At 71.1% G+C, this 22,463-nt stretch carries 15 protein-coding genes and 1 tRNA gene; 2 read left to right on the forward strand and 14 right to left on the reverse strand.

Annotation, left to right across the window (positions count from 1 at the left end):
• Positions 1-63: 63 nt before the first annotated feature.
• From DEJ18_RS08100 to polA, 7 genes are all read right to left on the reverse strand, one after another.
• Positions 64-1,299: an acyltransferase gene (locus DEJ18_RS08100; RefSeq protein WP_111210713.1), complete on the reverse strand. Its 1,236-nt coding sequence runs from the start codon at positions 1,297-1,299 to the stop codon at positions 64-66.
• Complete coding sequence (locus DEJ18_RS08105) at positions 1,296-2,861, reverse strand: class I adenylate-forming enzyme family protein (protein WP_181434212.1); 1,566 nt, start codon at positions 2,859-2,861, stop codon at positions 1,296-1,298. The genes DEJ18_RS08100 and DEJ18_RS08105 overlap by 4 nt, the downstream gene beginning before the upstream one ends.
• A 22-nt stretch (positions 2,862-2,883) precedes the next feature.
• Positions 2,884-3,951, reverse strand: coding sequence for a BPSS1187 family protein (locus tag DEJ18_RS08110; protein WP_111210715.1), 1,068 nt, complete (start codon positions 3,949-3,951; stop codon positions 2,884-2,886).
• Positions 3,948-4,550 carry a dephospho-CoA kinase gene (gene coaE / locus DEJ18_RS08115; RefSeq protein ID WP_111080744.1) on the reverse strand — a complete coding sequence of 201 codons (603 nt, stop codon included), beginning with the start codon at positions 4,548-4,550 and terminating at the stop codon, positions 3,948-3,950. Before coaE ends, DEJ18_RS08110 begins: the two co-directional genes overlap by 4 nt.
• Before the next feature lie 119 nt (positions 4,551-4,669).
• Positions 4,670-6,124, reverse strand: coding sequence for a 30S ribosomal protein S1 (gene rpsA, locus DEJ18_RS08120; RefSeq protein WP_111080743.1), 1,455 nt, complete (start codon positions 6,122-6,124; stop codon positions 4,670-4,672).
• Between the two features lie 195 nt (positions 6,125-6,319).
• Positions 6,320-7,999, reverse strand: a complete 1,680-nt coding sequence (locus DEJ18_RS08125; protein ID WP_111080742.1) for a DUF885 domain-containing protein — start codon at positions 7,997-7,999, stop codon at positions 6,320-6,322.
• 31 nt (positions 8,000-8,030) lie between these two features.
• Positions 8,031-10,703 carry a DNA polymerase I gene (gene polA / locus DEJ18_RS08130; RefSeq protein WP_111210716.1) on the reverse strand — a complete coding sequence of 891 codons (2,673 nt, stop codon included), beginning with the start codon at positions 10,701-10,703 and terminating at the stop codon, positions 8,031-8,033.
• Between the two features lie 177 nt (positions 10,704-10,880).
• Here polA and DEJ18_RS08135 point away from each other — a divergent pair, with 177 nt between their 5' ends.
• On the forward strand, positions 10,881-11,249 hold the full coding sequence (locus DEJ18_RS08135; protein WP_111080876.1) for a PaaI family thioesterase: 369 nt from the start codon (positions 10,881-10,883) through the stop codon (positions 11,247-11,249).
• Positions 11,250-11,290: 41 nt separating this feature from the next.
• Here DEJ18_RS08135 and DEJ18_RS08140 read toward each other — a convergent pair whose 3' ends face one another.
• The 3 genes from DEJ18_RS08140 to DEJ18_RS08150 form a co-directional block, all read right to left on the reverse strand.
• Positions 11,291-11,761, reverse strand: coding sequence for a GNAT family N-acetyltransferase (locus tag DEJ18_RS08140; RefSeq protein ID WP_111210717.1), 471 nt, complete (start codon positions 11,759-11,761; stop codon positions 11,291-11,293).
• A 60-nt stretch (positions 11,762-11,821) separates the two neighbouring features.
• Positions 11,822-12,427 (reverse strand): ANTAR domain-containing response regulator, encoded by a 606-nt coding sequence (locus DEJ18_RS08145; RefSeq protein WP_111080739.1) that lies wholly within the window; start codon positions 12,425-12,427, stop codon positions 11,822-11,824.
• Between the two features lie 116 nt (positions 12,428-12,543).
• Positions 12,544-12,623: transfer RNA gene (locus DEJ18_RS08150), tRNA-Leu, on the reverse strand.
• Between the two features lie 107 nt (positions 12,624-12,730).
• On the opposite strand from DEJ18_RS08150, the gene DEJ18_RS08155 reads away from it, so the two are divergent.
• Positions 12,731-13,270: an HdeD family acid-resistance protein gene (locus tag DEJ18_RS08155; protein WP_111210718.1), complete on the forward strand. Its 540-nt coding sequence runs from the start codon at positions 12,731-12,733 to the stop codon at positions 13,268-13,270.
• A gap of 54 nt (positions 13,271-13,324) precedes the next feature.
• Here the strand turns inward: DEJ18_RS08155 and DEJ18_RS08160 are convergent, their stop codons facing one another.
• The 4 genes from DEJ18_RS08160 to gltB all read right to left on the reverse strand — a co-directional run bounded on the left by DEJ18_RS08160 (position 13,325) and on the right by gltB (position 22,239).
• The gene (locus tag DEJ18_RS08160; protein WP_111210719.1) at positions 13,325-14,461 is read right to left on the reverse strand and encodes a VIT1/CCC1 transporter family protein; all 1,137 of its coding nucleotides are present in this window, start codon (positions 14,459-14,461) and stop codon (positions 13,325-13,327) included.
• Positions 14,462-14,656: 195 nt separating this feature from the next.
• Positions 14,657-16,102 (reverse strand): pyruvate kinase, encoded by a 1,446-nt coding sequence (gene pyk / locus DEJ18_RS08165; protein ID WP_111080736.1) that lies wholly within the window; start codon positions 16,100-16,102, stop codon positions 14,657-14,659.
• A gap of 99 nt (positions 16,103-16,201) precedes the next feature.
• Positions 16,202-17,659, reverse strand: coding sequence for a glutamate synthase subunit beta (locus DEJ18_RS08170; protein ID WP_111080735.1), 1,458 nt, complete (start codon positions 17,657-17,659; stop codon positions 16,202-16,204).
• A gap of 62 nt (positions 17,660-17,721) precedes the next feature.
• Complete coding sequence (gene gltB / locus DEJ18_RS08175; protein WP_111210843.1) at positions 17,722-22,239, reverse strand: glutamate synthase large subunit; 4,518 nt, start codon at positions 22,237-22,239, stop codon at positions 17,722-17,724.
• Positions 22,240-22,463 lie beyond the last annotated feature (224 nt).

A 22,463-nucleotide genomic window follows, 5' to 3' on the forward strand; every position in this document is an offset into this window, starting at 1 on the left:
GCCGGTCGGCCCGTCAGCCCTCCCGCTCGGCGGCCGTCAGGCCGTCGGCGGGACCGCTGCCCCTCACGCTGACGCGCCACCCGACCGCCACCGGGCGCGTGACGGCCGGCCGGTGAGGGGCACGCTGAGCGGTGACCACCGGAACACCTCGGTCACCGCGACCGACAGCACGAGCACCAGCACGTACGTGACGAGCGTCAGCCACGGCTCGGGCACGACGCCCTCGAGCCAGCTGTCGCCGTACAGCAGGATCCAGATCATGAACGGGTGGCTGAGGAAGATCCCGAACGACCGGTCGGAGGCGTAGTCGACGATGCGGGCCACGACGCTGCCGGCACGACGTCGGTCAGCCCACGCGGCGCCGATCGTCAGGAAGCCGACGAAGACCGCCGCGCTCCACAGCACCTGGACGGGCTGGAGCGGAGTGCCCGCCGCGTAGAGGGACTGCCCGAGCCCGACCTGCACCCACCACACGCCGAGCGTGAGCGCACCGGTGCCGGCGAACGCCCAGAGGACGGCCCGACGGTGCTCACGGACGAAGCGGAGGAACGGGTCGGCGTGGTCGGCGGCCACCGCTCCCGCCACGATGAAGAAGACGTACGAGAAGAAGAACTGCTTCTGGTACCCGTGCAACCAGTCGATGGAGTCGGGCAGGTACTTGTAGCAGGCGAACACCGCGACCTGGACCAGGAACGCGAGCACGAGGAGCGTCACGTGGTGTCGGCGGGTCACCCGGACGAGCCACACGATCACGGGCAGGAGCAGGTACACCTGCATCGTCACGAGCAGGAAGTAGAGGTGGTACCAGGACGTCCCGGTGACGATCCCCTCGGCGTACGTCGTCACGAGGGCCGGCACGTCGCCACGGGTCGTGCCGCTCAACAACCACGCGGCGCCGACGTAGACGAACGACCACGCCAGGTACGGCACGCCGACGAGCAGGAACCGTCGGGGCCAGAACTGCGCCAGCGGTCGAGGGCGGAGCGACCAGCTGTAGACCAGGACGAACGCGGTCAGCGAGAAGAACACCAGGCGCGTGAAGTGCAGCAGTCCGAGCAGGGCGTTGAGCGGGACGTCGTCGTCCGCGACGGTGTGGCTCGTCGTGTGCACGCCGATGACGCACGCGAAGGTCAGGATCCGGAGGACGTCGACCTCGTACAGGTGCCGCGGGCGCCCGGCGGCCGTGCGCGTCGGGGTCTGCACGCCGGTCCCGCTCGTGCCGGTCGCGCTCCCGTCGGGCGACGACGGGCTCGCACCCGGCGTGACGGCCACGGCGGCCGGGGTGGGTCGGGCGCTCACCGCGACTCGGTCATGGCTCGGACGCGGGCGCGCTGCACCTTGCCGGTCGGCGCACGCGGCAGGTCCGGCACGAGGGAGATCTCGGCCGGGCGGCGGAACCGGGTCAGGGCGGAAGCGGCCAGCGCGGTGAGGTCGGCGACGAGCTCGTCGGCGTCGACGTCGTCCTGTGCGATGACGTACGCCACGGGGACGGCACCGAGCACGTCGTCCGGTCGCCCCACGACGACGGCCTCGAGCACGCGGGGGTCCCGCAGCAGGACGTCCTCGACCTCGGACGGGTACACCTTCTCGCCGCCGCGGTTGATGACGTCGTCGGACCGCCCGGCGAGCGACACCCACCCGTCCGCCGCGACGGACCCGAGGTCGCCGGTCGCGAGCCACCCCTCGTCGTCGAACCGTTCGGCGGCGCGACCGCCGAGGTACGAGCGGACGATACCCGGTCCGCGCACCCAGAGCGCGCCGACCTCGCCGGCGGGCAGGACGCCGCCGTCCTCGCCGCGGACCTGGACCTCGGACCCGACGGGCAGCCCGACGGTGCCGGGGCGGGGCGGGGCGTCGAGCGGCGTCGCGGTGATCTGGCTGGCACCCTCGGTCATGCCCCAGCTCACCACGAGCGGGACGTCGCCGAGCGCGGCGCGCACCGGATCGGGCAGGGGTGCCGACGCGCTCCGGACGAAACGCAGCGTCTCCGGGAACACCATCGGCCCGGTCTTCGCCAGGACCGCCAAGACCGCCGGCACGGCGTTGAGCCAGGTGATCCGGCGCTCCTCGAGCAGTTCCCAGAACCCGGTCCGACGGAACCGCCGGTCGAGCACGAGCGTCGCGCCGGCGACCAGGGTGGCGATGAGACCGACGACCTCGGCGTTGACGTGGAACAGCGGCAGTGAGTTGAAGCCCCGGTCGCGCTCGGTCAACCGGTTGTGCGCGGCGACGGCCCGAGCGACGGACAACAGTTGCGACTCCGGCAGTTCGACGCCCTTGGGCGTGCCCGTCGAGCCCGAGGTGAACAGGACGACCGAGCCCTGGCCCGGTGCGTCGGGTGCCGCATCCGGCACGTCGCCGTCGCGGACACCGACCGGGAGGAACGTGGCCGCGTCGATCCCGGCGGCCGGCGCCCCCGCGACGGTCGCGTCCTCGGCGCGGTCGGACACGACCATGGCCGCACCGCCGAGGAGCGCGGCGAGCCGCGCCGGTTCGGTCACCGGTTGGCCGGTGTCGACCGGGACGGCGCGACGCCCGGACGCGACGGCGGCCAGGTGGACGACGGCGAAGGCGAGCGGGTCGCCGACGTCGACGAGCACCCCGCCGGACGGCGGGACCCCGATCGCGTCGAAGGTCCGCGACCAGGAGGTCACGGCGTCGTGCAGCGCCCCGTACGTCAGGACGCGGTCGGAGCGGGCGTCCTCGAGGTAGGCACGGTCGCCGTGCTGCTCGGCGTGGAGGCGGATGAGTCCACCGAGCGCGGGCGGGACCCCGCCCCCGTCGTCGGGCGTCGCGGAGCCGCTCCCGTGGTCGGGCACGTCCGTGGTGGCGGAAGGGGTGGAGTCGCCGAGGTGCTGCACCACCCCATCGTATTTCCGCTGGCTATGACCGCGCGGAGGGAACGACCGGGGTGGGGAAGCGGTGCAACAGCCACTGCCACATGGGCAGCATCTGCGGGTCGCCGCGCACGTCGAGCGGGGTCGAGTCCTTGATGATGCGGGAGTGGGCGTGACGCGGGTCGTCGACGGGCAGGTCGGTCAGGATCGCGTGCGGGTCGGCTCCGGGCAGCGGAGGCGCGGTGTCGGTGCGCCACGGATCGGTCACGCTGCCGTCACCGGGGGTCCCGTCGAGGCCGAGGGCCGTCCACGAACCGGTGATGCGCGGCCGGTAGTGGTCCCGGACGTCGTCGATCGCGTACATCCGGTCTGCCGGTGTCTGGCCGGGGTGGTCCATCCAGGCCGCGTGCACCGGACCGACGGACTCGACCGGCGCCGAGAACATGAGGGCGCCGAGGACCGGGCGGATGTGCGCGATGTACGCCGCTTCTCCCCCGCCCTGCGAGTGCCCGGCGACGACGATGTCCGACCACAGGATGTCCTCGTCGGCCTGCACGAAGCGCCCCCAACCACCGGCCGGGTCGACCTCGTCGAGGTGGGCCACGGCGTCGCGGAAGCGGGACACGATGGAGCCCGCGGGGCTGACGCTGCTGTACGCCGAACTCCGGGTGCCGTCGAACCGGTTCCGCTGGACCTGTCCGTAGCACCGGGCGTCGGCCTCGCACGTCGCCGACAGGGTCTTGCCGAGGTTCCAGTAGTCGAGTCCGAGCACGTGGTACCCGTCACCGAGCGCCGTCGTCAGGAACCGCTGGTAGTCGGCGGGCTTCGACCGGGTCGCCGGCAGGAACAGCAGGAGCGGACCGTCCGGCGAGGTCCGCGCAGCGAAGTCGTCCCGGTTCGGCGACAGTCGTTCGCCGTCGATCGCGCCGAGCCGGAACCGGTGGAACTGGCTGTGCGGTGCTTCCCCTGGCTGGAGCGTCCGGTGGGGCTGCCCGGGCCGTCCGCCCTCCGCGACCCGCTGCCCACCGAGCACGTTCGCCCCGACGAGCGATGCCAGCCCGATCGCGACGAGGACGAGCACCGCGACGACGACCAGGCGGTGGTGCGCCCTCATCGGACGAGTCGCGCCCAGACCTCGTCCGCCGAGCGGATGGTCTCGGCGAGGGACCGCGTGGCGTCGACCACGTGGTCGGCGAGGGCGAGACGATCGGCGTCCGTCGCCTGGGCCGCGACCCGGCGCTCGGCGTCCTCACGCGCCATGCCGCGATGGTCGACGAGGCGCTGGACGCGGACCGCCGCCGGGGCGTCGACGACCACGACGGAGTCGAACCGCAGCGGCCGCGACCCCTGCGCCTCGGCCAGGAGCGGCACGTCGTAGACCACGACCGCGTCCGGGTCGGCGGACTCGGCGGCGTCGAAGCGCTCCTGTGCGAGCCGCCAGACCTCCGGGTGCGTGATCTGCTCGAGGTCCTTCCGCGCAGCCGGGTCAGCGAACACGACGGCACCGAGGGCCGGCCGGTCCAGCGAGCCGTCGTCCGCGATCACGGCGTCGCCGAAGCGTGCCCGGACTGCAGCGAGGCCCGGGCTGCCCGGGGCCACGGCATCCCGGGCGAGCTGGTCGGCGTCGACCACCACCGCCCCGTGCTCCGCGAACCGCCTGGAGACCGTCGACTTGCCCGCGGCGATGCCGCCCGTGAGTCCGATGATGCGCACGACGACAGCGTGGCACGGACGTCTCCACGAACGCCCGAAGCCCGGCCCCGCTCGTCCCCTGCGGGACGATCAGGACCGGGCTGCCGGTCGTGCGACTCAGGCCGCTCGCGCGGGTTGACTCAGTTGCTGGAGCTGAGCTTCTCGCGGAGTGCCGCGAGGGACGCGTCGTCGGCGAGGGTGCCGGCGCCGGTCGTCTCGCTCGTGAACGAGGAGGCCGCGGCCGGGAGGTCGAAGCCACCCTGCGCCTCTTCGGTGAGCGACTTGGCGACCTGGGCCTTGTGGGCCTCCCAGCGGGCCTGGGCGGCAGCGTACTGACGCTCCCACTCCTCGCGCTGGGTGTCGTAGCCCTCGAGCCACTCGTTGGTCTCCGGGTCGAATCCCTCGGGGTACTTGTAGTCACCCTTCTCGTCGTACTCGGTCGGCATGCCGTAGAGCGCCGGGTCGAACTCGGTGCTCTCCGGGTCGACGCCCTCGTTGGCCTGCTTGAGGCTGAGCGAGATACGGCGACGGTCGAGGTCGATGTCGATGATCTTGACGAACACCTCGTCGCCCACGGACACGACCTGCTCGGCGAGCTCGACGTGCTTGTTCGAGAGCTCCGAGATGTGCACGAGGCCCTCGATGCCGTCCGCGACGCGGACGAAGGCACCGAACGGCACGAGCTTCGTGACCTTGCCCGGCGCGATCTGACCGATCGCGTGGGTGCGGGCGAAGACCTGCCACGGGTCTTCCTGCGTGGCCTTGAGCGAGAGCGACACGCGCTCGCGGTCCAGGTCCACCTCGAGGATCTCGACGGTGACTTCCTGACCGACCTCGACGACCTCGCTGGCGTGCTCGATGTGCTTCCAGCTGAGCTCGGAGACGTGGACGAGGCCGTCGACGCCGCCGAGGTCGACGAACGCACCGAAGTTGACGATCGACGAGACGACGCCCTTGCGGACCTGGCCCTTGTGGAGGTTGTTGAGGAAGGTGGTGCGCGACTCGGACTGCGTCTGCTCGAGCAGGGCGCGACGCGAGAGGACCACGTTGTTGCGGTTCTTGTCGAGTTCGAGGATCTTCGCCTCGAGCTCCTGACCGAGGTACGGCGTCAGGTCGCGGACGCGGCGGAGCTCGATGAGCGAGGCCGGGAGGAAGCCGCGGAGGCCGATGTCGACGATCAGACCGCCCTTGACGACCTCGATGACCGTGCCGGTCACGACGCCGTCGGACTCCTTGATCTTCTCGACGTCGCCCCACGCACGCTCGTACTGTGCGCGCTTCTTCGACAGGATCAGGCGGCCTTCCTTGTCCTCCTTCTGGAGGACCAGGGCCTCGACCTCGTCACCGACGTTGACGACCTCGTTGGGGTCCACGTCGTGCTTGATCGAGAGCTCGCGCGAGGGGATGACGCCCTCGGTCTTGTAACCGACGTCGAGGAGGACCTCGTCGCGGTCGATCTTCACGACGGTGCCGGAGATGAGGTCTCCGTCGTTGAAGAACTTCAGGGTCTTCTCGACCTCGGCCAGGAAGTCATCAGCCGAGCCGATGTCGTTGATGGCGACCTGCTTGGGAGCCTTGGTCGTGGTGGTTGTCATGTAGAGATTGCTCCGAACGGACATGAGTCGGGCCGTGGCGGCGAGGGAGCGACCCCCGGTCCGCGAGCCGGTCCCGCAGGCGTTGCGACCTGCCGGGCTCGGTGCGAGCCACCATGGCGATGTGTGTTGTTGGCGCGGATTGCGCCGCACAAGTCTATCCAGCGGGCCCGGTGCCCACAACCGGGCGTGTCGCCGTCAGCCGACGAGCGCACTCCGCAGGGTGTCGAGCCCCACGCCGCCGAGCGCCAGGGCCCGGTGGTGGAAGGCCTTGAGGTCGAACGCCGCCCCCTCGCGTGCCGCCACCTCGTCGCGGATGGACTCCCAGACGCGCTGACCGACCTTGTACGACGGCGCCTGTCCCGGCCAGCCGAAGTACCGAGCGACCTCGAAGCGCACGAACGCCGGGTCCATGTTGACGTTCCGGCCCATGAAGTCGAGCGCGTACTCCCAGGTCCAGCCGCCGCCGTCCGGGTTGGTCTTCTGCAGATGCACGCCGATGTCGAGCACCACGCGCGCCGCCCGCATCCGCTGCCCGTCGAGCATGCCCAGACGGTCGCCGTCGTCGTCGAGGAACCCGAGCTGCTCCATGAGGCGCTCGGCGTACAGGGCCCACCCCTCGACGTGTCCCGACGGACCGGCGAGCTGCCGGCGCCACGTGTTCAGCTCGCCGCGGTTGTAGACCGCCTGGCTGATCTGCAGGTGGTGCCCCGGGACGCCCTCGTGGTAGACGGTGGTCTTCTCACGCCAGGTGCCGAACTCGGTGACGCCCTGCGGCACGGACCACCACATCCGGCCGGCTCGCGAGAAGTCGTCCGACGGGCCGGTGTAGTAGATCCCGCCCTCCTGCGTGGGGGCGATGCGGCACTCCAGGCGCTTGATCGGGTCGGCGATGTCGAAGTACTCCCCGTCCATCGCACGGATCGACTCGTCGCTGGTCTCCTGCATCCATGCGCGCAGCGCGTCCGTGCCGTGGAGGACCCGCGCCGGATCCGCGTCGAGCACCTCGATCGCCCGGGCGACACTCGCGCCCGACTCGATCCGGTCGGCGATGCGCTCCTGCTCGTCACGCATCCGGGCGAGTTCCTCGATGCCCCATTCGTAGGTCTCGTCGAGGTCCACGACGGCGCCGAGGAACCGACGGGAGTGCAGCGCGTAGTCGTCACGCCCGACCGCGTCGACCGGGGTCGAGAGCGGCAGGACGTCGTGCTGGAGGAAGCGTCCGAAGGACCGGTACGCGGCGGCGGCGACCTCGGCACCGCGGGCGAGCTCGGAACGCAGCTGCTCGGGCACCGGCGCACCGCCCTCGAGCACGGCGCCGTCGACCAGCTGCCGGAAGAAGCCGTCAGGCGCCCCGTTCCGGGCGGCCTGCTCCGCGATGAGCTCCACCTGGCGCTTCGCCGCGGTCACGCCCGCACGGGTGCCCTCGAGCAGGGTCTCGCGGTACCCCTCCAGGGCGTCCGGCAACGCCCGGAGTCGACCAGCGACGTCCTGCCAGTCGTCGGCCGTGGCGGTCGGCATGAGGTCGAACACCTCGCGCAGCGACTGCGCCGGGCTCTGGATCACGTTGAGGTCACGCAGGTGCAGCTGCCGGTCGTACGACTCGACGACGAGGTCGAGTTCGGCGCCCAGGTCGGTCTTCGTCACCCGGTCCACGTCGTCCCGGGCGTCCGCGACGTCCAGTGCCCGCTTCGTCGTACGGGCTGCGTCAGCGAGGGCCGCGGCCCCGGCGGGTGAGGTGTCGCCGTACGAGTCGGTCCGGCCGGGCGCACCGATGTAGGTGGCGATGGTCGGGTCGAGGTCGACGAGTGTGGTCACCCACTGCTCGGCGACCTGGTCGACGGCGGACGGCTGGCGCACGGGACGGTCATCGCTCATGCTCCGACCCTACCGAGCACCGCGGCCGCGGTCAGTGCGCCGCGGCCTCCCAGTTCGCGCCCGTGCCCACCTGGACGTCGAGCGGGACGCTGAGGTCGGCGGCCCCGCCCATCCGGGTGCGCAGGATCTCCTCGACGCGGTCCTGCTCGCCGGGCGCGACCTCGAGGATGAGTTCGTCGTGCACCTGCAGCAGCAGCCGCGAGCCGAGACCGCCGTCCCGCAGGTCGGCGTCGACGCCGAGCATCGCGATCTTCATGATGTCGGCGGCGGACCCCTGGATCGGCGCGTTGAGGGCGGCACGCTCGGCGTTCTCCCGCAGCACCCGGTTCGGGCTCTTCAGGTCGGGGAAGGGCCGACGACGACCGAAGATCGTCTCGGTGTAGCCGTCCTCGCGCGCCTGCTCGACGACGTTGCGGAGGTAGTCCCGCACCGCGCCGAAGCGGGCGAAGTACTCGGTCATCAGGGTGCGGGCTTCGCTCTGCTCGATGCGGAGCTGCTTGGACAGGCCGAACGCGCTGAGGCCGTACGCCAGGCCGTAGGACATCGCCTTGACCTTCGTGCGCATCTCGGGGCTGACGTCCGACGGCTCGACGCCGAACACGCGCGCGCCCACGAAGCGGTGCAGGTCCTCGCCCTCGTTGAACGCCTGGATGAGCCCCGGGTCACCGGACAGGTGCGCCATGATGCGCATCTCGATCTGCGAGTAGTCGGCCGTGAGGAGCGTCGTGTACGGCTCGGCGACCGCGAACGCGGACCGGATCCGACGCCCGACGGCCGTCTTCACCGGGATGTTCTGCAGGTTCGGGTCGGTCGAGGAGACCCGGCCCGTGCTCGTCCCGGTCTGCTCGTAGCGGGTGTGGATCCGGCCGTCGACGACCGCCGCGTCGAGCGCGTCGACGATCTGCCGCAGCTTGGTCGCGTCACGGTGCTGCAGCAGCAGGCCGAGGAACGGGTGCGGGTGCTGCTCCTGCAGGTCGGCCAGGCTGGCGGCATCGGTCGAGAACCCCGTCTTCGTCTTGCGGGTCTTCGGCATCGCGAGTTCGGTGAACAGCACCTCCTGCAGCTGCTTCGGGGATCCGAGGTTGACCTCGTGCCCGATCTCGGCGAACGCCTGCTGCGCGAGGTCCGCGGCACGCTCACCCAGTTCGTGCGACAGGCCGGTGAGGACGGGTCGGTCGATGCCGACCCCGGTCGTCTCCATCCGGGCGAGCACCGACGTCAGCGGCAACTCGATGTCGTCGAGCACCGTGAGCGAGCTCGGGTCGATCCGGGCACGGAGCGCCGTGGTGACACGGAGGACGTACCAGGCGTGCACGCCGACGTTGACCGGGTCGGTCTCCGGCACCAGCTGGTTCGGGTCGGCCGTCGGCAGCGTCTCACTGAGCTCCTGGTAGACGAGGTCGGCGAGGGGCTGGCCCTGTCTGCCCGGGTTCGCGAGCCAGCCGGTGATGCGGGCGTCTCCCGCGATGCCGGCGACCGTGAAACCCGCGGTCCCGAGCGCCTTCACCGCGGCCTTGGCGTCGTGGAAGTGCTTCGGCGCGTCCGAGGCGAACCAGGCCGAGAGCTGCTCGTAGTCCTGCATGCCGCTACCGCCGGGGACGAGCACGGCGTCGTCGTGCGTGGCGATGCCGATCGCGCTGAGGCGACCGTCGATGAGTTCGACCGCCACGCCGTACCCGTTCTCGGCGTCGGCGGCGTTCTTCCGCTCGAGCCAGTAGCCGAGCTCCTCGTCGATCAGGGTCTTCACCGGTGGCGGGGTGGGGCCGGCGTCCTCGACGCTGCCCTCGGTCGTCGAGGGGTCGGTCGGCTCGCCGCTGCCCACCACCTTGAAGACGCGGTCGAGCAGCGTGCGGAACTGCAGGGTCGCGAACAGTTCACGCACCGCGGCTTCGTCGAGCGGGCGGAGGGCGACGTCGGCGGGGCCGACCGGCAGCTCGACGTCGGTGACCAGGCGGTTCAGCTTGCGGTTCCGGATCGCCCGGTCCTTCTGCTCGCGCAGGTTGTTGCCGACCACGCCCTTGATGTCGTCGGCGTGTTCGAGTACGCCGTCGAGCGAGCCGTACTGCGTGATCCACTTCACCGCGGTCTTCTCGCCGACCTTGTCGATGCCGATCAGGTTGTCACTGGTCTCGCCGACGAGCGCCGCGATGTCCGGGTACTGGTGCGGCTCGATGCCGTAGCGCTCGTAGACCTTGTCGCGGTCGTAGCGGGTCAGCTCGGAGACGCCGCGGACCGACGGGTAGAGCAGGGTGACGTCGTCGTTGACCAGCTGGATCGAGTCACGGTCGCCGGAGACGACGAAGACCTGGAAGCCCTGCTCGGCACCCTGCTTCGACAGCGTCGCCAGGATGTCGTCCGCCTCGAAGTCCTCCTTCGTGACGGTGGTGATGCCCATCGCCTCGAGCGCCTGCTGCAGGAGCGGGATCTGTCCCTTGAACTCGGCCGGGGTCTCGGAGCGGGTGCCCTTGTAGTCCTCGTACTCGCGGGTGCGGAACGAGAAGCGGGAGATGTCGAACGCGACCGCCAGGTGCGTCGGCTTCTCGCGCTGCAGGAGCATGAGCAGCATCGAGATGAAGCCGTGGATGGCGTTCGTGTGCTGCCCCTCGCGGTTCACGAAGCTGTCGACCGGGAGCGCGTAGAAGGCCCGGAAGGCGAGCGAGTGGCCGTCGATGACCATGAGGGTAGGCTTTGCGGAGTCCGACACCCGGACAGCCTACCGACGGCCCCCGACAGGGTGCGGCCCGACCAGCCCGACGGGCGCAGGTCAGGTGGGCGGGACGACCACGCGGAAGGCCGGCGCGACGTGACCGACGACCACACCACCACGGCGGACGGCGTCACCGGCTCCCCGGAGGGCCTCGCCCGGTACGCCGAGCGCGGCATGGGCCAGCTCGCCGACAAGATGGGCATGGTCGTCACCGAGCTCTCGGCCGACCGTGCCGTCGCCTCCATCCCGGTGGAGGGCAACCGCCAGCCCGCCGGGCTGCTGCACGGCGGCGCCTACGTCGTCCTCGCCGAGAGCCTCGGGTCGATGGCCGCCAACATCCACGCCGGGCCGGGTCGGTACGCGGTCGGCATCGAGTTGAGCGCCTCGCACACCCGCAGCGCCACGAGCGGGCGGGTCACCGGGACGTGTACGGCGATCCACCTCGGCGGCACGCTCACGACGCACGAGATCGTCCTCACCGACGACGAGGGTCGCCGCTGCTCGACGGTGCGCATCACGAACATCATCCGCGACGCCCGCTGAGCCGCTCGTCGCCCCGTCGGGTCCGTGCGGCCCGGTGGTGGTCAGGCCTCCGGCGGCCGCTGCAGCAGGAGCCGTGCGTCCCCGAAACCGAGCCGCCGGTAGAGCGTCTCGCCGTCGGCGCTCGAGTGCACCGACGTCCGCTCGACGCCGAGTCCGTCGGCGACGTCGAGCAGGGCCGTCACCAGCCGTCGCGCGACTCCCCCACCGCGGAGGTCCGGGTGCACGTAGACCGTCTGCACGTCGGCCGTCAGACGGCGCTGCGGCCGGTCGGGCGTCGGCGGCCGTTCGGTCAGGGCGAGCCAGGCCATCCCGAGCACGGTCCCGTCCTGCTCGGCGACGACGCACCGGTGCGTCCCGGGGTGCGCGGCGGCGAACGCGGACATCGCAGCGCGGTACTCCGCGGTCGTCGCCGCCGGTGTCGCTCCGCCCTCGTCGACGCTCCACCGCCATCGGAGGTCGGCCACCACCGGCATGTCGGCCGGCCGGGAGGCCCGGATCACCACGTCGTCCATGCCCTCAGCCTGCCACGTGGTCGGGCGACGAGCAGCGCTCCGGAGAACGGAGGAGAGCGACTACTTCTTGGCGCTGAGCTGCTCGATGATCGCCTTGGCGACGTCGTGCATGGTCAGCCGGCGGTCCATCGAGGCCTTCTGGATCCAGCGGAACGCCTCGGGCTCGGTGAGGCCCATCTTCTCGTTGAGCAGGCCCTTGGCACGGTCGACGAGCTTGCGGGTCTCGAACCGCTCCACGAGGTCCGCGACCTCGGCTTCGAGCGTGATGATCTGCTGGTGCCGCGAGAGGGCGATCTCGATCGCGGGGAGCAGGTCGTTCGGGGTGAAGGGCTTCACGACGTAGGCGAGCGCACCGGCCTCGGTCGCACGCTCGACGAGCTCCTTCTGGCTGAACGCCGTGAGGAGGACGACCGGCGCGATGTGGTTCTTCGACAGCTTCTCGGCTGCCGAGATGCCGTCGAGCTGGGGCATCTTGACGTCCATGATCACGAGGTCGGGGCGCAGGTCGGTGGCGAGCTGCACCGCGGTCTCACCGTCGCCGGCCTCACCGACCACGTCGAACCCGTTGTCGCGGAGGATCTCGACGATGTCGAGGCGGATGAGCGACTCGTCCTCGGCGACGACGACGCGACGGGGTGCGGCTGCGGTTGCTTCTGTGTCACTCACGACGGAGAGCCTACTAGACGCTCGATCCGACGGCGGCAACCGGGCGGACGGACACCGGGGTCGGCACCGGCAACGACGTGGACCAACCGACCCACGACAGGTCCCGGGGGTTCGTGTACGAGTGGCGGGACTCGAACCCGCACGCCAGAGGCAGAGCATTTTGAGTGCCCCGTGTCTACCATTCCACCACACTCGCGAGCGCAGCCAGCGTAGCAGCCACCACCACCGACGACCTGCCGCGGACGGAGCCCGACGGCGCGCGGTACGGTCGGAGGTCCGGCAGACCAGTCAGGGAGGAGCCCCGTGGACTCACGTGCCGTCCGCACGTTCCGAGCGTTCGTCATCGTCACCGCCGTCGTCGCGATCGTGGCCGGCATCGTCGCCGTGGTCTGGCCGCGGCCGACGCTCGTGCTCGTCGCGCTCCTGTTCGGGGTCTACCTCGTCGTCGCCGGCGCCATGCGCGTCTTCGCCGCCGCCCGTGGGCACGGCACGTCGCCCGTCTGGCGCTGGACGTCTGGCGTGGTCGGGGCACTCGTGGGCGTCGCGGGACTCGTGACGCTCATCGACCCCGCGGTGCCGCTCGTGGTGTACGCGGTCCTGGCCGGGGTCGCGTTCCTCGTCGAGGGCGTCGCGGCGCTCGTCGGGGCACTCGTCGGACATGCGGGCTCTTCTCGCGTACCGTCCGTCGTGAGCGGCGTGCTGTCCCTGCTGTGCGGTGTCGCCGTGCTGCTCGCGCCGACGCTCGCGCTCGAGGTCTTCACCGTCCTGGCCGGCATCGCCCTCGTCGGGGTGGGGAGCGCAGCCCTGCTCCTCCTGCCCGCTCGGGCGGCCGCCCGCCGCTGAGCACGAGCCAGCACGAGCGAGGCGCCACGGGCCTCCCGGTCGTGGCGGTGGCGCTCAGGCGGAGCCGGTGCCGAAGAGCAGGCCGAGCGCGAACGTCACGGCGGCGGCCCCGAAGCCGATGCCGAGCTGTCGGAGCGCCCGACGGAGGGGCGACGCACCGCTGAGGACGCCGACCACGGCACCCGTGCCGAGCAGGGCCAGGCCCACGAGGGCCGACGCCACGCCGATCGCGGCCCACCCGTCGAGGCCGACGAGGTACGGCAGCACCGGGATGACCGCACCGGAGGCGAAGAAGCAGAAGCTGGAGAGCGCAGCGCCCGTACCGGTACCGATCGCCTCGTGGTCGGCGGGCTCCTCCGCAGCCGGACGCGGCACCGCGGAACGGGACCGGACGACGGGCACACCTCCGGTGGCCGGTCCGGACAGCAGGGCGGCGATGACCTCGTCGGCGTGCGCGGCGGCCTCGTCCTCGGACATCCCCCGTGCCCGGTAGACGAGCGCGAGCTCGTTCGCGTCCACGTCGAGGTCCGCCACGGCGCGCTGCGCCTCCGGGTGCGGCGTCGACGCGTCGAGCAGCTCCCGCTGGGACCGGACCGACACGTACTCCCCTGCCCCCATCGACAGCGCACCGGCCAGGAGGCCCGCGATGCCGCTGAGCAGCACGAAGTGCCGATCCGCACCCGAAGCGCTCACCCCGATGATGAGGGCCAGGTTCGACACGAGCCCGTCGTTGGCGCCGAAGACGGCCGCGCGGAACGTCCCGGACAGACGCATCCGTCCGCGGTTCGCGAGCCCCCGGACGACCTCCCCGTGGATGCGCTCGTCGGCGGCCATCTGCGCGGTCGCGTCGGCGTCGTCGGCGTACGGCGAGCGGTCCTCGGCGCGCTGCATGAGGGCGAGGACGAACACCGACCCGAACCGCTTCGCCAGCGCGGCGAGCACCCGCGTCCGCAGGCTGCCGGCGCGCGGACGGCCGACGTCGTCGCCGAGCAGGTCTCGCCAGTGCTGCTCGTGACGGCCCTCCGCCTCGGCCAGGGCCACGAGGATGGCGCGCTCCTCGCCGGTGCGGCGGTCCGCCAGGTTCCGGTACACCGCGGCCTCGGCGCGTTCGTCGGCGAGGTACCGGCGCCACCGCTGGACGTCGGCGCGGGACCGCGACGCGGTGTCGGACCGGAGGCTCGGATCACCCATGTGACGCTCCTCGCGTGCTCGGGTCGGACGGGACGGAACGGGACGGCACCACGGTAGTCCGGGTGGTCGAGGCGGACGTGGTGCGCGAGGCGGGACCGGTGTCGGGCCTCCCGGCCGGGGACGACGGAGGCCGCCACCCGTGACGGGTGACGGCCTCCGCCCGGCGTCGATCCCGCGGGACCGCGTCGGACGTGCTCAGTCGCGGACGTACGCCGGCGCGGCCTCGGCGTGGGCGTCCCCGACCCGGTGCACCCGGAGGTCGTTCGTCGACCCCTCGAGTCCGGGAGGCGAACCGGCCGTGACGATGACCCGGTCACCGGGGACGGCGAGGCCCTCGCCGATGAGGACGTCGTCGACCTGCGAGAACAGCTCGTCGGTGTGCGTCTTGCGGTCCACCAGGTACGACCGGACGCCCCACGTCATCGCCAGGCGACGACGGGTGGCCTCGTTCGGGGTGAACGCGATGATCGGCAGACCGTGGCGGAGGCGCGACATGCGGCGTGCGGAGTCGCCGGACTCGGTGAACACGCAGAGGTACGACGCCTCGGTGAACTCGGCGATCTCGACGGCGGCCAGCGTGATCGCACCGCCGAGGGTGCGCGGCTTGGTGCCGAGCGGAGCGATGCGCTCGAGACCGTGGTCCTCGGTCGACTCGACGATCCGGGCCATCGTGCGCACGGTCTGCACCGGGTACTCGCCGACGCTCGTCTCACCGGAGAGCATCACCGCGTCGGCGCCGTCGAGCACCGCGTTGGCGACGTCGGAGGTCTCGGCGCGCGTGGGGATCGGCGACGAGATCATCGACTCGAGCATCTGGGTCGCGACGATGACCGGCTTCGCCATCCGGCGGGACAGCTCGACCGCGCGCTTCTGCACGATCGGGACCGCCTCGAGCGGCAGCTCGACGCCGAGGTCACCGCGCGCGACCATGATCGAGTCGAAGGCGTCGATGATCTCCTCGAGCGCGTCGACGGCCTGCGGCTTCTCGACCTTGGCGATCACGGGGAGGCGCTTGCCCTCCTCGTCCATGATCTCGTGGGCTCGGTCGACATCGGCTGCGTTGCGGACGAACGAGAGCGCGATGAGGTCCGCGCCCTGACGGATCGCCCAACGGAGGTCGGCCTCGTCCTTCTCACTCAGTGCGGGGACGTTCACCGCCACCCCCGGGAGGTTGATGCCCTTGTTGTTCGACACGGTGCCGGCGACGACGACCTCGGTGCGCACCCGCACGCCGTCGGTGTCGAGGACCCGGAGACGCACCCGGCCGTCGTCGATGAGCAGCGGGTCGCCCGGCTTGACGTCCTGCGGCAGGCCCTTGAAGGTCGTCCCGCAGATCTCCTTCGAGCCCGGGACGTCCTCGGTCGTGATCGTGAAGACGTCACCGACGGCCAGTTCGTGCGGGCCGTCGGCGAACTTGGCCAGGCGGATCTTCGGACCCTGCAGGTCGACGAGGATCGCGACCGGCTTGCCGAGCTCGTCGGCAGCACGGCGGACGTTCGCGTAGTTGGCCTCGTGCACGCTGTAGTCACCGTGGCTGAGGTTCAGGCGGGCCACGTCGACCCCGGCCTCGATGATCTCCTTGACGACCTCGTAGTCCGAGGTGGCAGGTCCGAGCGTCGAAACGATCTTTGCGCGTCTCAATGGATTCCTTCGTGTGGTGGAGGTGGCTTCGCGGAACGACGAGAGGCCACCAGCACCCTATCGAGTGCTGGTGGCCTCTCGTCTACGGGGAGGGGACCATCAGACCGAGATCGCCCGGTCCGTCGCCTTGACCGGAGCCGGCAGGATCGTCGACCCCTCGAGGTACTCGTCGACCTTCGCCGCGGCTGCACGGCCCTCGGCGATGGCCCAGACGATGAGGGACTGGCCACGACCGGCGTCACCGGCGACGAACACGCCCGGCTCGTTCGTCGTGTAGTCCGCCTGGCGGGACACGGCACCGGACACGGTGGTCGGCAGACCGAGCTGCGGCTCGAGCGTGTCGGTCTCCGGGCCCGTGAAGCCCATCGCGATGAGCACGAGGTCCGCCGGGATCTCCCGCTCGGTGCCGGCCTTCGGGACGCGGCGCCCGTCGACGTACTCGGTCTCGGCCACCCGGAGGGCGCGGACCTCGCCGGCCTCGTTCGGCAGGAACTCCACCGTGGTGGCGAGGTACTGCCGCTCGCCGCCCTCCTCGTGCGCGCTGGTGACCTCGAACACCGTGGCGAACATCGGCCACGGCTGGTCCGACGGACGCTCCAGCGGCGGCTGCTTGCCGATCGCCAGGTTCGTCACGCTCAGCGCACCCTGGCGGTGCGCGGTGCCGATGCAGTCGGCGCCCGTGTCACCGCCGCCGATGACGACGACGTGCTTGCCCTCGGCGCTGATCTGGTTGTCGACGACCGTGCCCGCGTTCGCCTTGTTCTGCTGGACCAGGTACTCCATGGCGAAGTGCACGCCGGACAGGTCGCGCCCCGGGATCGGGAGGTCGCGCGGCACCGTCGCGCCCGTGGCGACCACGACCGCGTCGTAGCGGGACTTGAGGTCGTCCCACGTGATGTCACGGCCGATCTCGACGCCGGCGCGGAAGCGGGTGCCCTCGGCCTGCATCTGGGCGAGACGGGCGTCGATCTGCCGCTTCTCCATCTTGAAGTCCGGGATGCCGTACCGGAGCAGCCCGCCGATGCGGTCGTCGCGCTCGTAGACGGCGACCGTGTGGCCGGCACGGGTGAGCTGCTGCGCAGCGGCCAACCCGGCGGGGCCGGAACCGACCACCGCGACGGTCTTGCCGGTGAGGCGCTCGGGCGGGTGCGGGGTGACCCACCCGTTCTGGTAGGCCTCGTCGATGATCGAGACCTCGACCTGCTTGATGGTCACCGGCGGCTGGTTGATGCCGAGCACGCACGAGGACTCGCACGGGGCCGGGCAGAGCCGACCCGTGAACTCCGGGAAGTTGTTCGTCGCGTGGAGCCGCTCGATCGCCTGACGGCCCTCGCCGCGCCACGTGAGGTCGTTCCACTCGGGGATGAGGTTGCCGAGCGGGCAGCCCTGGTGACAGAACGGCACGCCGCAGTCCATGCAGCGACCGGCCTGTCGCTTGAGCGCGCCCGACTCCTGCTGCTCGTAGACCTCTTTCCAGTCCATGAGCCGGACGGGGACCGGCCGGCGTGGCGGGAGTTCACGTTCCTGGACCTTGAGGAAGCCCTTCGGGTCAGCCACGGGTCACCTCCGTTCCTGCTGTCATCTGCTGCGTGGTCGTGCGGGGGGTCGTGATGCGCTGCTCAGCCACCGGTGACCTCCATGATGCGGTTCCACACGACGGTGCCGTCGGGGTCGAGACCCTCGTCGACGGCCTGCTTCCGGGTCTCGAGGACCGCTGCGTAGTCGCGCGGCAGCACCTTGACGAACTCGGAGAGGTCACCGGAGTCGAGCAGCCCGCTGGCGATGGTCGAGCCCGTCTCGTCGGCGTGGCGACGGAGCAGGTCCGTGACGATCTCGACGTCCGCGCTGTCGAGCGGCTCCAGCCGGAGCTCCCCGGATGCCAGGGCGTCGGTGTTGACGAGCTCGGTGCGGAGCCCGCGGACGTACGCCGTCCCGCCGGACATGCCCGCGCCGAGGTTCCGGCCGGTCTCACCGAGGATGAGTGCCAACCCACCGGTCATGTATTCGAGCGCGTGGTCGCCCACGCCCTCGACCACGGCCGTCGCACCGGAGTTCCGGACCAGGAAGCGCTCCCCCACGATGCCGCGGATGAACATGCTGCCCTGGGTGGCGCCGTAGCCGATGACGTTGCCGGCGATGACGTTCTCGGACGGGTCGAAGCCGACGTCGGAGGACGGACGCACGACGATGTCCCCACCGGACAGGCCCTTGCCGACGTAGTCGTTGCTGTCGCCGACGAGACGGAGGGTGATGCCCGCCGGCAGGAAGGCCCCGAGCGACTGGCCGGCCGACCCCCGCAGGGTGATGTCGATCGAACCGGTCGGCAGGCCGTTCTCGCCGTGCCGGAGGGTGACCTCGTGCCCGAGCATCGTGCCGACCGCACGCTCCGTGTTGCGGATCGGGAGGTCGAGCGCCAGCGTGCCGCCGTGTTCGAGCACGTCGGACGCCTCGGCGATGAGCCGCACGTCGAAGTGCTGCTCGAGCTCGTGGTCCTGCGCGCGGTGACGGATGCGCGGCTCGTCGTCGCCGAAGTCCGGGCCCCTGAGGACGGGCTCGAGGTCGAGCCCCGATGCCTTCCAGTGCTCGACGGCACGGTCGACGTCCAGGGCGTCGGCGCGACCGATGGCCTCGTCGAGGCTGCGGAAGCCGAGCTCGGCCAGCAGCTCGCGGACCTCCTGCGCGATGAACTCGAAGAAGTTCACGACGAACTCCGGCTTGCCGGAGAACCGTGCGCGCAGTTCCGGGTTCTGCGTGGCGACGCCGACCGGGCAGGTGTCCAGGTGGCACACGCGCATCATGATGCAGCCCTCGACGATGAGCGGCGCCGTCGCGAAGCCGTACTCCTCGGCACCGAGCAACGCGGCCACGACGACGTCGCGCCCGGTCTTCATCTGCCCGTCGACCTGCACCGTGACGCGGTCCCGCATGCCGTTGAGCATGAGGGTCTGCTGTGTCTCGGCGAGGCCGATCTCCCACGGCGTACCCGCGTGCTTGAGCGAGTTCAGCGGGCTGGCGCCGGTACCGCCGTCGTGGCCGGACACGAGCACGACGTCGGCCAAGGCCTTCGTCACCCCGGCCGCCACGGCGCCGATGCCGGACTGGCTGACGAGCTTGACGTGCACACGGGCCGAGGGGTTGGCGCGCTTGACGTCGAAGATCAGCTGCTTGAGGTCCTCGATCGAGTAGATGTCGTGGTGCGGCGGCGGTGAGATGAGACCGACGCCCGCCGTCGCGTGCCGCGTCCGCGCCACCCACGGGTAGACCTTCTGCGGGGGCAGCTGACCGCCCTCACCGGGCTTCGCGCCCTGGGCCATCTTCAGCTGGATGTCGGTGGCGTGCGTGAGGTACATGCTCGTCACACCGAACCGACCGGACGCGACCTGCTTGATCGCGCTGCGGCGCTCCGGGTCGAGCAACCGCTCGACGTCCTCGCCGCCCTCACCGGTGTTCGACCGGCCGCCGAGACGGTTCATCGCGATCGCGAGGGTCTCGTGGGCCTCCTGCGAGATCGATCCGTAGGACATCGCGCCGGTGTTGAAGCGCTTCACGATCTCGGCGATCGACTCGACCTCGTCCAGCGGCACCGGTGGGCGCGCGCCGTGCCGGAAACCGAACAGACCGCGCAGCGTCATGAGCTGCTCGGACTGGTCGTCGACCGCCTTCGAGTACTCGCGGAACACGTCGTACCGTCGAGCGCGCGTCGCGTGCTGCAGGCGGAACACGGTGTCCGGGTTGAAGAGGTGCGGCGGCCCTTCGCGACGCCACTGGTACTCGCCGCCGGTCTGCAGTCGCTCGTGCGAGAGCACGGCACCGTCCTGCGGGTACGCCTGGGCGTGCCGCTCGGCGTTCTCGGCGGCGATGACGTCGACGCCGACGCCCCCGAGGATCGAACTCGTCCCGGTGAAGTACCGGTCGACGAACTCCTGGCTCAGTCCGACCGCCTCGAACGCCTGCGCGCCGGCGTAGCTGGACACCGTCGAGATGCCCATCTTCGACATGATCTTGAGCACGCCCTTGCCGAGCGCCTTGATGACGTTCCGGACCGCCTGCTCCGGGGTGATCCCGGTGATCATGCCGGAACGCACGAGGTTCTCGCACGTCTCCATGGCCAGGTACGGGTTGATCGCCGAGGCGCCGTACCCGATGAGGGTGGCGACGTGGTGGACCTCGCGGACGTCCCCGGCCTCGACGATCAGGCCGACCTTCATGCGCTGCTCGGTGCGGATGAGGTGGTGGTGCACGGCAGCGAGCAGCAGCAGGCTCGGGATCGGCGCGGACTCGGCGTTGCCGTCGCGGTCCGACAGGACGATGAACTGCTTGCCGGACTCGATGGCCGCGTCGACCTCGTCGCAGACGGCCTTGATCCGCTGCTCCATCGCCGTCTCGCCGGCGTCGACGCGGTACAGCCCGCGGATCGTCACCGTGAGGTGCCGGCCGGACGCCGTCTCGAAGTGCTGGATCTTGGCGAGCTCGTCGTTGTCGATCACCGGGAAGTCGAGCACGATCTGCTTCGCGTGCTCGGGACCGGCCGTGAGCAGGTTCCGCTCCGGGCCGAGCCCGAGGCCCATCGACGTGATGACCTGCTCGCGGATCGAGTCGAGCGGCGGGTTCGTCACCTGCGCGAACTGCTGGGTGAAGTAGTCGAACAGCAGGCGCGGGCGCTGCGACAGCACCGCGATCGGGGTGTCGGAACCCATCGCACCGAGGGGCTCGGCACCGGTCTGCGCCATCGGGCGGAGCAGGATCCGGACCTCTTCCTCGGTGTACCCGAACGCCCGCTGACGGCGGGTGACCGACGCCGGCGTGTGCACGATGTGCTCGCGCTCCGGCAGGTCGTTCAGGTTGATCCGACCGGACTCGAGCCACTCGGCCCACGGACCCGAGGCGGCGAGCTCGCGCTTGACCTCGTCGTCCTCGATGATCCGGCCGTTCTCGGTGTCGACGAGGAACATCCGGCCGGGGCGCAGCCGACCCTTCCGGACGACCTTGGACGCCGGGACGTCGATGACACCGGTCTCGCTGCCCATCACGATGAGGCCGTCGTCCGTGACCAGGAAGCGTCCGGGGCGGAGGCCGTTGCGGTCGAGCGTCGCGCCGACGAGCGTGCCGTCGGTGAAGGTGATCGCAGCGGGGCCGTCCCACGGCTCCATGAGCATCGAGTGGTACTCGTAGAACGCCCGGAGTTCCGGGTCCATGTCGGTCTGGTTCTCCCAGGCCTCCGGCACCATCATCGACATCGCGTGCGGCAACGACCGCCCGGTGAGGGTGAGGAGCTCGAGGACCTCGTCGAACGACGCCGAGTCGCTCGCACCCGGGCTGACGATCGGCAGCAGGGGTGTCATGTCCCCGAGCAGTTCGCTCTCGAGCTGCGACTGCCGCGCACGCATCCAGTTCCGGTTGCCGCGGACGGTGTTGATCTCGCCGTTGTGCGCGAGCGAGCGGAAGGGCTGCGCGAGCGGCCACGACGGGAAGGTGTTCGTCGAGTAGCGCGAGTGCACGATCGCCAGGCGCGACGCGAAGCGCTCGTCACTGAGGTCGGGGTAGAACGGCTCGAGCTGGAGCGTCGTCACCATGCCCTTGTAGACCATGGTGCGGCTCGACAGCGACATGAAGTAGAGCTCCGTGCCCTGCTCCGCACGCTTCCGGAGTCGGAACGCCTGACGGTCGAGCTGGATGCCGGACCGCGACGCACCCTGCTCGTCGTGGTGCGTCGACTGCACGAAGACCTGCTCGAACGCCGGCATCGCCGCACGGGCGAGCGTGCCGAGGACCTCGGGGCGCACCGGGACGTCGCGCCACCCGAGGACACGCAGGCCTTCGTCCGCCGCGAGCTCCTCGACCCTGGCCTTGACGGCGGCACGGGCGTCCGCGTCGAGCGGCAGGTATGCGGTGCCGACCGCGTACTGCCCGGCGTCGGGCAGGTCGAACGGGACGACGTCACGGAAGAAGGCGTCCGGGACCTGGCAGAGGATGCCGGCCCCGTCGCCGGTGCCCGCGTCGGACCCGACGGCACCGCGGTGCTCGAGGTTCCGGAGCGCGCCGAGTGCGGCGTCGACGATGTCGTGTCCCGGCGTGCCGCGGAGCGTCGCGACCATCGCGAGACCGCAGGCGTCCTTCTCGTTCGCCGGGTCGTACATGCCGGCGGCGTCGGGGATCGCCGAGAACCGTCGGTGCGGCGAGCGGAGCCCGGTCCGGGTCGACGAGTCCGTCGCGCCGTTCGGGACAGCAGAGGGCTGGGGTGGCAGGAGCGCCATGGGGAACCGTCCTCACGAGGAAGTGGAACAGGGACAGCGGTGGCCCGGTGGTGCGTTCCGCCCGAGCGGGCGGGACTGGTGCCCGTGCTCGCCGCCAGGAGGTGTCC

This window comes from Curtobacterium sp. MCSS17_015, from assembly GCF_003234265.2.
Lineage (GTDB): Bacteria > Actinomycetota > Actinomycetes > Actinomycetales > Microbacteriaceae > Curtobacterium.